We start from the raw sequence: 12,011 nt of genomic DNA, 5'->3' as shown, positions 1-12,011 counted from the left end.
GGTTTTTTTTTTTTTTGGTGTGTCATACTCGTATTGGGGGGTGGCCCCCCCCTTTTTGGGCCCGCCCCACCACAGCCCTTTTCACCGTGTCACCGCGATGCCGGCGGCGCTGTCACCAGCGGTACCAGCGGCCACGGCTGCCGCCGCTGCCGGCCGAGCGGAACACGAAGCCGAGGGCCCACACGATCAGCACGATCACGGCGATCCACCACAGGGCCTTCAAAGCGAAACCGGCACCGAAAAGGATCAGGGCGAGAAGCAGGACTACCAGCAGGGGAATCATTGTTTTACCTCCGACCCGCTTGTGCCCCACCCATTCGGGTGCATGCCTGAAAAAAGGGCTGTTTACGAGAGCGTTTCCGGGAGAGGATTCGCCGCTGCTCTCGTCGTTCCCCCGGACCGCCGTCGCGGGTGGAGCCGGGGATGGTGCCGCTCCCGGCGCAGGGTCGCGGCGAGGACGTGGCGTTCGTCGACGGGGGTGAGTTCGACGAGGACGTGGGACCGGTGACCAGGATCGGCGAGCGACGTCGGGCACCGTGACGCGGTCCATCCGGCAGCGGTACGGGCCGGGCAGCGGCAGCATCTCCGGGGCGGGCGAGGTCGGCGAAGAGGTCGGCGGCAACGATCAGGTGGTGCGCACGACAGGGCCCCGGGAAGTACGCAGAACCGAAAGGGAAGTACGTAGTGCCCGGGGCCTGAGGGAGAGATCAGCGCTCGGCCGCGTCTTCGAGGACCATGCGACCCATCTGCTCGTAGCGTTCGGGGCGCTTGCTCTTCATGTAGAGCGCGAGGGCGATGCCCGCGACGAAGAACCCGCCGACGATGTACGGGATGAGCTTGAACAGCAGGGTGTCCGCCGCCGCGCCCGCCGCCGTGTCCATGTTGTAGACGAGCAGTCCGACAACGGCGCCCATCGCGACGCCGCCGAGGATCGGCGCGGTGAGGGTGCTGAACCAGTTCCGGGTCTCGGGGTGCTTGCCCTGGACGTGGAAGTAGCCGACGACCGAGAAGGAGCACAGTGTCTGCACGATCAGGATCGCCATCGTGCCGAGCAGCGCCAGCAGGCCGTAGAGATGCACCGACGGGTCCATGTCCGCGATGAGGAAGAAGATCACCAGGACGATGGCGATGACCGACTGGGTGAACGACGCGACGTACGGGGAACCGTGCTTCGGGTGTGTCTTGCCGAGCGCGGGGTGAATGAACCCCTCGCGGCCGATGGCGTAGAGGTAGCGCGACGCGCACTGGTGGAAGGCCATCGCACAGGCGAAGGAGCCGGTGACGACCAGCCACTGGAAGATCTTGACCGAGGTGTCGCCGAAGTGGTCGCCCAGCGGCGCGAAGAACAGCGTGCCCTCGGACGCGGCGTCGGCCAGACCGGACTTTCCGGCCGCGGAGACCATCATCCAGGAGACGAAGATGTAGAAGAGGCCGACACCCACCACCGAGATGAGGGTGGCTCGCGGCACGACCTTCTTGGGATCGCGGGACTCTTCCCCGTACATCGCCGTCGATTCGAAGCCGACCCAGGACCAGAACGCGAAGAACAGGCCGAGGCCCGCCGCGCCCATGCTGCCGTTGACGCCGTCGAGGGCCTTGAGCGGGTTGACCGCCTCGCCGACGATGCCGTCCGGGCCGCCGCCGGTGAACAAGACCGCGAAGGAGACGGCGGCGAGCACCGCGATTTCCAGGATCAGCGCGACGCCGAGGAACTTGGCCGTCAGGTGGATGTCGAAGAAGGCCATCCCCGCGATGACCAGCAGGCCGAACATCGCGTAGTAGCCCCAGTGCAGGTCGAGCCCCCACTGGTCGCTCGCGAGCTGTTTGAACGAGGCGGCGAAGAAGCCGATGATCGATGCTTCGAAGACGATGTACGCCAGGACCGCCAGCAGGCCCGAGGCCATGCCCGTGACCCTGCCGAGGCCGTGGGAGATGAAGCCGTAGAACGCACCGGCGGCGGTGATGTGTTTGGCCATCGCGACGTAGCCGACCGAGAAGATGGTCAGCACCAGGGTCGCGAAGATGTAGGCGGCGGGAGCGCCGATGCCGTTGCCCGAGCCGGCGATGATCGGCAGGTTGCCGGTCATCGCGGTGATCGGCGCGGCGGTGGCGACCGCCATGAAGACGACGCCGACCAGACCGACGGAGTTCGCCTTGAGCCGGTTGACCTGCTCGCCGGCGGCCGGCAGAGCCACGTCGACCCTGGCGCTGTCGACGGGTTGGTGCTGGGTGGACATCCCACCTCCCTGAGGGGTGCGGCCGAAACGGCCCCACACATGTAGCGGATGCCTGCCCCGGCCCTTTGGTGGCCGGGGACACGATCCGACGGGGCGTCAGCTTCCCGCCGAATCGAGACACCCCACAACCGACAATGAGTCAGAACATCGGTCAAGGGAGCGACACTGTGTCCGTTGCCTCGGGGGCCGGGAAGCGGGTCCGGGCCGTCGTGCCCGATCACCGGCCTGCTTTCATCGGCGCGCGCGGGGCAAAAGGAACGAGCACGATGGCACCGTGGGCGGTGACGCCGAGGACAACCAGCCCGCACGCGTCGCCTCGTTCCGCCCGTCCCCCGCACGCATGCCCGTCCGCCCTCCGCCGCCTGTGATGAGAGGAGCCCGTGCGTGTCCGTCCACCCGCCGGAGCCATGGGAACTGCGCGGACGACTGCACCTGTCGCTCTTCGCCGTCCCGAGGCGCCGTCTGTCCATCGCCCCGCCCTCAGGGACCAAGCCCGTCGTAATCGCGGGGCGTCACCTGATCGGCGCGGCCTGGGTCGTCTACGAGCCCGGCGGTGTGCTCGCGTACCGCGAACTCCTCGTCGTGCTGCTGGTACGCGAGGGGCCGCGCCTGAGGGCACACATCGGCGACATCTGGGTCGACGATGCCGTCGCACGCGACGGTGGCCGCGCCCTGTGGGGCATCCCCAAGGACATGGCCCGCATCGACATCCGGCAGGACCCACACGGGCGGGTGAACGCACGGGCGGAAACCACCCACCGCATCGCCCGCGCCGAGTTCACGCCCCGCCTGCGGATTCCCGGACGGTGGTCCCTCGCCGGCAGAATCGTCCAAACCCTCGACGGCCGACCGAAGACGAGCCGCGCACGCGTGCGTACGGCTCTGCGGCTCGCTTCCGCCCGCTGGGAGTTCCCCGTCGACGGCCCGTTGGGTCGGCTGTCCGGTCGCCATCCGCTGATGTCGCTGTCGCTGCGCAACTTCCGGCTGCGCTTCGGCGGCTGACAGTGCGGATGGGTGGTGGCTCGCTCCTCCACCGCTTCCGACGCGCGGACCGACCACCAGCCTGGTCGCCGACACTTCACCGCCCGTCCGAGCCGCGACATCCCACGCCTTCGCAGGACGCACCACCCCGAGAGCCGTCCGTGAGCTGTGCAAACGCGGAACGCGGAACGCGGAGCCGGGACCGGGAGGGGCGACGGCGGCACCGCGGCCGATCCTCCCGGTTCCGCCGACCGGTCCCCGAGTGCGGTCGATCCGGCGCCGCCGAGGCGTCGGAAGGTACGAGAGGGGTATCACTTTGACCCATTTGCCCCCCGTGAGCGCCGTGGGGCTCCAGATGGCCGCCCCGGCCGCCTTGGCACGATGGTGCCGTCGAAGCGGGAGCCGTGGCGGTGGATCCCCCGGGCGTTTCGGGTACGTGCGACCGGGCGCGGGTAGTCGCCGCACATGGCACGACGACAGCAACTGATCAACGCAAATCCGGAACACGTGTGGGATGTGCTCGCCGACGCGCGGCGCTACGCCGAGTGGGTCGTGGGAACCAAGCGCGTCGAACGGGCCGACGACACGTGGCCTCGGCAGGGGGCGCGTCTGGTGTACACGATCGGCCTCGGACCGCTCACCTTCCAGGACGAATGCATCGTCCGGCTCTGCGACCCGGGCAGGCGTCTGGAACTGGAAGCGGTGGCGTCGCCGCTGGGGACGGCTCGCATCGGCATCGAACTACTGCCATGGGACACCGACACCCTGGTCCTGGTGGACGAGCATCCACTCCGGGGCCTGGCCGCCCGTCTGCAGGGCCCACCGGGCGAGGTGCTTCTACACCTGCGAAACCGCAAGATGCTGCGCAACCTCGCCCGGGTCGCCGAGGAACCGAATACCGACCCGAAGGACAACGGCTCAAGGGACGGCAACCCGAAAGGGCCCCGCCCCCAAGGACACCGATGACCGACGACGCTGACGCGGTCGTCGTCGGAGCCGGTCCGAACGGGCTTGTGGCCGCCAACATCCTCGCCGACCACGGCTGGCGGGTCGAGGTACTGGAGGCCCGGGACGTGCCCGGCGGCGCGGTGCACAGCGACCGCGGGGTGCACCCGGACTTCGTGAGCGACACGTTCAGTTCCTTCCACCCGCTCGCCGCGGCCTCGCCGACGATCGCCGCGCTGAACCTGCACGAGTTCGGACTCCGCTGGAGCCACGCCCCTTCCGTACTCGCGCACCCCCTCGCCGATGGACGCTGCGCCACGCTGCACCGCGGCGTCGATGCCACCGCCTCGGGACTGGCCGGGCACTTCGGCTCCGACGACGCGGCGGGGTGGCGCCGGCTGTCGGCGCTGTGGGACCGCTTGGACCCGCATCTGGTGAACGCGCTTCTGTCCCCCTTCCCGCCGATCCGATCCGGCGTGGCGCTCGCCGCGCGGCTGGGGGTGGCGGACGGGCTGCGGTTCGCGCGCATGATGGCCCTGCCTGTGCGCAGGCTGGGCGAGGAGGAATTCGCCGACGTCGGCGCCACGATGTTGTTGGCCGGCTGCGCCCTGCACGCCGACCTGTTGCCGGAGGCGGCGCCGAGCGCGGCGTTCGGCTGGCTCCTGGCCATGCTCGGCCAGCAGCACGGCTGGCCCTCCCCGGTCGGCGGCGCCGGAGCGTTGGCCGAGGCGCTGGTGCGGCGCCTCACGTCCAAGGGCGGCGTCGTGCGCTGCGGTGCGCGGGTGACCTCGGTCGTCGTGCGCGGCGGCACGGCGCTGGGTGTACGTACGGCGGACGGCGACGCGGTGCGGGCACGCCGAGCGGTATTGGCCGACGTGCCCGCCACGACGCTGTACGGCGGCCTCGTCTCCTGGGACGATCTGCCCGTGCGGCTGCGCGACGACCTGCGCCGGTTCACCTGGGACCCGGGGACGTTCAAGGTCGACTGGGCCCTGAACGGGCCGATCCCCTGGACCGCAGCCGAGGCCGGCCGAGCCGGCACCATTCATCTCGCCGCCGACCTCACCGAACTCTCCGACTACGCCGTCCAGGTGGCTTCCGGCAGACTGCCCGCACGGCCGTTCCTGCTCCTCGGCCAGATGACCACGACCGACCCCACCCGTTCCCCGGCCGGAACGGAATCCGCGTGGGCGTACACGCACGTCCCCGGGCACGTCACCGAGGACCTCGGCGGCGGCGGCCTCACCGGACGCTGGGACCTCGGCGAGGCGGAAGCGTTCGCCGACCGCCTCGAAACCCGGGTCGAATCCTTCGCACCGGGGTTCCGCTCCCGGATCACCGCGCGCCGGATCCTGTCCCCCCTCGCCCTCCAAGCAGCGAACGAAAGCCTGGTCGGCGGGGCTCTCAACGGCGGATCCGCCGGCATCCACCAACAGCTGGTCTTTCGCCCCGTGCCCGGCTCGGGCCGCCCGCCGACGCCGGTTCGCCGACTGTACCTGGCCTCCGCGTCCGCTCACCCAGGCGGCGGCGTCCACGGGGCGTGCGGCGCGAACGCCGCCCGCGTCGCCCTGCGCGCCGAACGCCTGGCGGTCACCCGCACGATCGGGCGACGGTCACCCGGTCGCAACGGGCCCCCCAAGCCGAATCGTTGAGCACGCGGAGCCGACGGTGACGTGTCCGGTCCGGTCGAGCCGGCCCCGGTCGCGTTCGATGTGCCGGCGGACGCGGGAATCCCGGCGACTCGTGTCCCTGCCGCGCGCCATCGCGGCGACCGACGACACTCTCCCGGTCGGCGGCACCGGCCTCCGGTGGCGGGCCGTTCGGGTGAAGTCGGCGCGCTGACGCGTTGATTGGCCGGCTCGGGGGCAGAGGGCGCGCGTTTGCCGCGATGCGTTGTCGCGGCGCTGCGAGGAGGCGGCCGTGGAGTCAGAGATCTTGAGTGAGGGCGAGCGGCGGGCGTGGTGCGCCATCACGTCCGAGTTGCGGCTCGACACGATGTCGCATCGATCGACGCGGGACACCGCTGCGCCGTCCGGAAGGGGGCTGCGGATGATCGCGGTCGCCACCGTCCTGGTCCCCGTGGCGTTGGCCTGTGGTGTGGTGGCGGCGACGAGGCTGTCGCATCCGGTGGTACTCGCTCCCCTCGTGTCGCTCGCCGTACTGGGAGCGCTGCCCCTGACGGCGTGGATCGTGCGGGATCGGCGTCGTCGCCCGTGATCCACCTCGGCGTCGTCGCCCCTCTCGCGCGCCGGTCGACCGTGTCGACGCGGCTCTTCCTTTCCGACACTCTTGTGGAGCGTGCATGACCAACGTCCAGGCTCCCATGGCATTTCCCCGGCCCGGCGCCATGGCTCCGCGCCCGGCTCGCCGTGGGGCGATCGTGGTGAAGTGGCTGACCACCACCGATCACAAGACGATCGGCACTCTGTATTTCACCACCTCGTTCTTGTTCTTCCTGTTCGGTGGCCTGCTCGCGTTGACGATTCGGGCCGAGTTGGCGCGCCCGGGCACACAGTTGTTGTCGAACGAGCAGTTCAACCAGGCATTCACCATGCACGGCGCGATCATGCTGCTGATGTTCGCCACACCCTTGTTCGCCGGATTCACGAACTGGATCATGCCGCTCCAGATCGGCGCGCCCGACGTGGCGTTCCCGCGCCTGAACATGCTCGCGTACTGGCTCTACCTGTTCGGTTCGCTGATCGCGGTCGCCGGTTTCCTCACGCCACAGGGCGCGGCCGACTTCGGCTGGTTCGCGTACACCCCGCTCAGCTCGGTGGTGCGCTCGCCCTCCGTCGGCGGTGACATGTGGATCATGGGCCTGGCCCTGTCCGGATTCGGCACCATCGTGGGCGCGGTCAACTTCATCACCACGATCGTGTGCATGCGCGCGCCCGGGTTGACGATGTTCCGGCTGCCGATCTTCTGCTGGAACGTCCTGTTGACCTCGGTCCTGGTCATCATGGCGTTCCCGGTCCTGGCGGCGGCCCTGTTCGCGCTGGAGGCGGACCGCAAGTTCGGCACCCACGTCTTCGACCCCGCCAACGGCGGTCCCCTGTTGTGGCAGCACCTGTTCTGGTTCTTCGGCCATCCCGAGGTCTACATCATCGCGCTGCCGTTCTTCGGCATCGTCACCGAAATCTTCCCGGTCTTCTCCCGCAACCCCGTATTCGGTTACAAGGGCCTGATCGCCGCCACCATCGCCATCGCGGGCCTCTCGGTCACCGTCTGGGCCCACCACATGTTCCCCACCGGCGCGGTGATGCTGCCGTTCTTCTCCTTCATGACGTTCCTGATCGCCGTGCCCACGGGCGTGAAGTTCTTCAACTGGATCGGCACCCTGTGGCATGGGTCGCTCTCCTTCGAGACACCCATGCTGTGGTCGATCGGGTTCCTGGTCACCTTTCTCTTCGGCGGCCTCACCGGCGTCATCCTCGCCTCACCCCCGCTCGACTTCCAGGTGACCGACAGCTACTTCGTCGTCGCCCACTTCCACTACGTGGTCTTCGGCACCGTGGTGTTCGCCATGTTCGCCGGATTCCACTTCTGGTGGCCCAAGTTCACCGGCAAGATGCTGGACGAGCGACTCGGGAGGATCCACTTCTGGACGCTGTTCGTCGGCTTCCACACCACCTTCCTCGTCCAACACTGGCTCGGTGCCGAGGGCATGCCCCGCCGCTACGCGGACTATCTCGACTCCGACGGGTTCACGACGCTGAACTCGATCTCCAGCATCGGCGCGTTCCTGCTCGGCCTGTCCACCCTGCCCTTCCTGTTGAACGTCTGGAAGACACACAGGTACGGACGCGAAGTGGTGGTGGACGACCCGTGGGGCTACGGACGCTCGCTGGAGTGGGCGACGTCCTGCCCGCCTCCCCGGCACAACTTCACCAGGCTGCCCCGGATCCGCTCCGAATCACCGGCCTTCGACCTCCACCACCCCGACATCGCGGTCCTGGACTACGAGAGTCAACGCGGAACCGAGGGCGTCCTCGACGTCAACCCCGACAAGATGGGGAGGTAGGAACAACCGACGCAAGAAGCCCCGCCGGCGACGGCCTGCCACCCACCCGGTGGCAGGCCGTCGCCGGCTCCGTCTCGACCCGACTCGGGCGCAGAAACGGGTCGGTACGGAATGGGGAGGCGACGGTAGGCATCCAGGCGTCGCCTGGGCCGTGGCAACCGATGGACCGGACGATTACAAAGAGGAAATCCGGCATTATCCACAGATAAATATGATCAATATGGGCAATCACTCTGCCATCGCCCCACTACTCTCCGGAGTTAAGCTATGGCTGGACTGTCCTCGATGTTGCGCACGAAGCGCACCGTCTACCTCGCCGCGGCGACCGTCGCCGTGGTGGGTGTCAGTGGCGCCGCTCTCCCCCTCGTCTCCTCCCTCTCCCCCGAGTTGGCCGTCCACGGCATCGCGTCGGGGGCCGTCCTCGGCGCCACCGCCGGCCGTGATCAGACCTGGCAGGTGGAAGCCGGCTCGCTGGACGACGTGCGGATGGATCTCGACGGCCGCCCTATCGCCGGCCGACGGGAGGGCGATCGGCTGATCGTCTCCACATCCGGCCTCGCCGAGGGCAGGCACCGACTCACGGCCTCCGTCGACGGCGACCTGCCGATGACCTCCGCTTCCATCAGTCGCGACTTCACCGTGGACACCACCGCACCCTCCCTGACCGTGGATCCGGTCAAGGCCCAGAAGATGAACACGCCCGTGACGGTACGCGGACGCGCCCAGGGCGCCACCAGCGTGCAGGCGGCCGGCCGGCGTACCGGGGTCGGTCCGAGCGGCGCGTTCACGATCGAACTGCCCCAGGCCCCGCCGGCGTTCGACGTCGTCGCCACGGACAAGGCGGGCAACGCCACGACCATGCGCACCATCGTCGCGGTGCCCTACCCGGGCGCCCGCGCCGCGCACATCACCGCGATCGGCTGGGGCGCGGCAACCCTGCGCGAACCGCTGCTCGACCTGGCGCGTCAGAAGAAGATCGACACCATCGAGTTGGACGTCAAGGACGAGAGTGGCGAGATCGGCTACGACTCCCAGGTACCTCTCGCCCGGCAGATCGGCGCCACCAAGCCCTCCTACAACCCCCGCGCGGTGCTGGACCAGCTTCACGCCATGGGGGTGCGCGTGATCGGCCGCATCGTCGCGTTCCGCGATCCGGTGCTGGGCGCGAAGTCCTGGGAGGCGGGCGCGAAGAACCGGCTGGTGCGAACGCCCGACGGCGGCGCCTACGACGGCGGGCACTACGGGAAGTTCGCGTTCACCAACTTCGCCGATCCCGAGGTGCGCAAGTACAACATCGACTTGGCCGTCGAAGCGGCCAAGCTCGGCTTCGACGACATCCTCTACGACTACGTGCGTCGCCCGGACGGCCGACCCTCGCAGATGACCTTCCCCGGGATCGGCAACCGAACGCCCGAGCAGTCCATCGCCGATTTCGTCGCCGAGACCCGGAACGCGATCCGACCGCACGGCGCTTTCCTCGGCGTCTCCGTGTTCGGCATCGCCGCGACCCGTCCGACCGAGATCGCCCAGGACATCCCGCTGCTTGCCAAGTCCGCCGACTACATCGCGCCGATGGTCTACCCCTCGCACTGGGCCGCGGGTGAGTACGGCGTCGCCTCCCCCAACAGCAGCCCCTACGACATCGTGCAGCGCTCGCTCGCCGACTTCACCAAGCAGACCAAGGGCACGGGAGCGTCCGTCGTGCCGTGGTTGCAGGACTTCTCGATGGGCGTCACCTACGGACCCGCCGAAGTGGCCGCCCAGATCAAGGCGGCCCGCGACAACAACATGCCGTCGTTCCTGCTCTGGAACGCGGGGGCGCGTTACCAAGGCGCCGCCCTGAGCGCCACACCGTGACCTCGACTCGCCGCCTTCAGGAGAAGACCGTGCACCACCGCCTCGTTCCCACCATCGCGGCCTTCGCCGCGGTCCTGCTCGCCGGCACCGCCTGCGGCAGCGACGACTCCCCGTCCAGGGGCGCACCGTCCGCCGACGACGCCGCACGGCAGCCCGCCGCAGCCCGGCAACCGGCTCCCGCAGCCGCCCCCGCCGACCCGGCCGCGGTCGGCGCCGACGAGACCGGCGCCGTACCGGTGTTGATGTACCACCAAGTCATCGCGTCGCCCAAGAGCGTGTACGACCGGACCCCCGAAGACTTCCGAGCCGAACTGGAGCGCCTGGCCAAGGAGGGGTACGTCCCGATCACGGCGGCCGATTACGCGTCCGGACACATCGACATCCCGGCCGGCGCACATCCGGTCGTGCTGACGTTCGACGACTCGTCCAAGAGTCAGCTCCGCATCGGCCCGGACGGCAACGTCGCACCCGACACCGCCGTCGGCATCCTCCTGGACGTCGCCCGTACCCACCCGGCGTTTCGTCCGGTGGCCACGATGTTCGTCAACGCCGACCCCTTCGGCGACCCCGGTGGACGCAAGACGCTGCCCTGGCTCCGCGACCACGGGTTCGAGGTGGGCAACCACACGCGCGACCACGCCAATCTGCGGTCGGCGACGCCTGAGGTCGCCGCCCGGCAAATCGCCGAACAGCAGGCGATGATCCTGGCCGCCCTGCCGGGCGCCACGGTGAACACCCTCGCCCTGCCGTTCGGCGCCGAGCCGCGACCGGCGACGCTGGCCGCCAAGGGCACCAGCGGCACGGTGACCTACGAACACCGAGGCGTGTTCCTGGTCGGCGCCAACCCCGCCCCGTCGCCGTTCGCCCCCGCCTTCGATCCGGGTGCGGTACCGCGTATCCGCTCGGCGCCGGCCACCGGCGAGGACGCCCAGTTCGGGTCGACGACGTGGCTCGACAAACTCGCCGACGGCCGAGTCCGCAAATACACCTCGGACGGCGATCCGACCACGATCGCCTACCCCCGCAGCGGCACCGCCCCGGCAGCCGCCTACACCTCCCGAAGCCGCGCCTACTGATCTTCCTCCCAAAAGGACGGGGCCCGCCGACAGGCGGACCCCGTCCTTCGCGCGACAAGCACATCCGAGCCGGCGCCCGAACACGTCCTACATCCCCGGCCATCGAGGCGCCGTGGGATGCGGGACCGGCCTCGCCGAACGGCCCTTGCAAGCGTCCCGAGAGCAGACACCGTCGCGCGCGCCCCGGCCATCGTCAGGATCGCATCCTCGGCCCGGACGCAGCCGTACCGAGGGAACCGCCCGCGGAATCCGGGGAGTTCGGTTGCGCCTCGGGAGCGCGCGGCGCCCGCCACGCGTCGGTATTCGTGGCGGGTACGCGGCGCTACGACGGCCGAGAAGGTCTCCGAGGTCAGCCGAGCATGCGGGTGGTGCTTGTGGGGCGGTTCTCCTGCATGATGGCCGCCCAGGGCTCGAAGGCGATCGGGTTGCTTCGGCCGCACGGGTTCGGCTCGTCGGCCGGTCGGGCGAGGAACGCCGCCGCGCACACCGCGGTGAGCGCGCCGGCGCCCAAGGCGAGCAGACCCCACACGTCGAGCCACCCACCCTCGTCCTGGCCTGCGACCAGTCGCGGTACCACCGCCGTGGCAATCGTCACGCACCCCGACACCAACGCCGCCAGTCGCGCGCCGCGACCGGCGCGCACGGCGGTCATCCCGGCCAGGAACAGACACACCAGGCCCACCGACGCCAACCACAGGGCCGCGTACGGAGGCGTGCGGACACTCGAGGGAATCGCACTCCCCAACGCCAACCCCGACACCGCCAGACCCACCGCCATAGCCCACCGCAGAGCCGCCCCGGCCTCCGCTGCGGTCGACGCCGCCCGCGCGGGCGGCGCCCGATAGGAAGAGCGTCGGGGAGGGGAAGAGGGTAGGTAAAACGGGGTAGATA

At 69.6% G+C, this 12,011-nt stretch carries 10 protein-coding genes; 7 read left to right on the top strand and 3 right to left on the bottom strand.

The features are described from left to right. Positions 1–112 precede the first annotated feature (112 nt). Together ABZS54_RS26775 and ABZS54_RS26770 are read right to left on the bottom strand one after the other, a co-directional pair. A complete protein-coding gene (locus ABZS54_RS26775) occupies positions 113–283 on the bottom strand; it encodes a DUF5670 family protein (protein ID WP_355541146.1) in 171 nt (56 codons plus the stop codon). 424 nt (positions 284–707) lie between these two features. Continuing rightward, positions 708–2,120, bottom strand: coding sequence for an APC family permease (locus ABZS54_RS26770; protein ID WP_355541205.1), 1,413 nt, complete (start codon positions 2,118–2,120; stop codon positions 708–710). Positions 2,121–2,621: 501 nt separating this feature from the next. On the opposite strand from ABZS54_RS26770, the gene ABZS54_RS26765 reads away from it, so the two are divergent. The 7 genes from ABZS54_RS26765 (at position 2,622) to ABZS54_RS26735 (ending at position 11,120) form a co-directional block, all read left to right on the top strand. Further along, positions 2,622–3,239, top strand: coding sequence for an acetoacetate decarboxylase family protein (locus tag ABZS54_RS26765; RefSeq protein ID WP_355541143.1), 618 nt, complete (start codon positions 2,622–2,624; stop codon positions 3,237–3,239). Between the two features lie 444 nt (positions 3,240–3,683). Then, positions 3,684–4,184: an SRPBCC family protein gene (locus ABZS54_RS26760; RefSeq protein WP_355541140.1), complete on the top strand. Its 501-nt coding sequence runs from the start codon at positions 3,684–3,686 to the stop codon at positions 4,182–4,184. Continuing rightward, positions 4,181–5,815 carry an NAD(P)/FAD-dependent oxidoreductase gene (locus ABZS54_RS26755; protein ID WP_355541137.1) on the top strand — a complete coding sequence of 545 codons (1,635 nt, stop codon included), beginning with the start codon at positions 4,181–4,183 and terminating at the stop codon, positions 5,813–5,815. Before ABZS54_RS26760 ends, ABZS54_RS26755 begins: the two co-directional genes overlap by 4 nt. Positions 5,816–6,083: 268 nt before the next feature. Next, positions 6,084–6,380 (top strand): hypothetical protein, encoded by a 297-nt coding sequence (locus ABZS54_RS26750; RefSeq protein WP_355541135.1) that lies wholly within the window; start codon positions 6,084–6,086, stop codon positions 6,378–6,380. Positions 6,381–6,486: 106 nt separating this feature from the next. Next, on the top strand, positions 6,487–8,187 hold the full coding sequence (ctaD, locus tag ABZS54_RS26745; protein ID WP_355541202.1) for a cytochrome c oxidase subunit I: 1,701 nt from the start codon (positions 6,487–6,489) through the stop codon (positions 8,185–8,187). A 267-nt stretch (positions 8,188–8,454) separates the two neighbouring features. After that, positions 8,455–10,044, top strand: a complete 1,590-nt coding sequence (locus ABZS54_RS26740) for a putative glycoside hydrolase (protein WP_355541133.1) — start codon at positions 8,455–8,457, stop codon at positions 10,042–10,044. Beyond that, on the top strand, positions 10,041–11,120 hold the full coding sequence (locus ABZS54_RS26735) for a polysaccharide deacetylase family protein (RefSeq protein ID WP_355541131.1): 1,080 nt from the start codon (positions 10,041–10,043) through the stop codon (positions 11,118–11,120). The genes ABZS54_RS26740 and ABZS54_RS26735 overlap by 4 nt, the downstream gene beginning before the upstream one ends. Before the next feature lie 349 nt (positions 11,121–11,469). Here the strand turns inward: ABZS54_RS26735 and ABZS54_RS26730 are convergent, their stop codons facing one another. Beyond that, positions 11,470–11,898: a hypothetical protein gene (locus ABZS54_RS26730; protein ID WP_355541128.1), complete on the bottom strand. Its 429-nt coding sequence runs from the start codon at positions 11,896–11,898 to the stop codon at positions 11,470–11,472. Positions 11,899–12,011: the final 113 nt, after the last annotated feature.

Source organism: Embleya sp. NPDC005575, from assembly GCF_040605455.1.
GTDB lineage: Bacteria > Actinomycetota > Actinomycetes > Streptomycetales > Streptomycetaceae > Embleya.
Note: the sequence above shows the minus strand (reverse complement) of the source record. Positions and strands in the feature narration are given on the sequence as shown.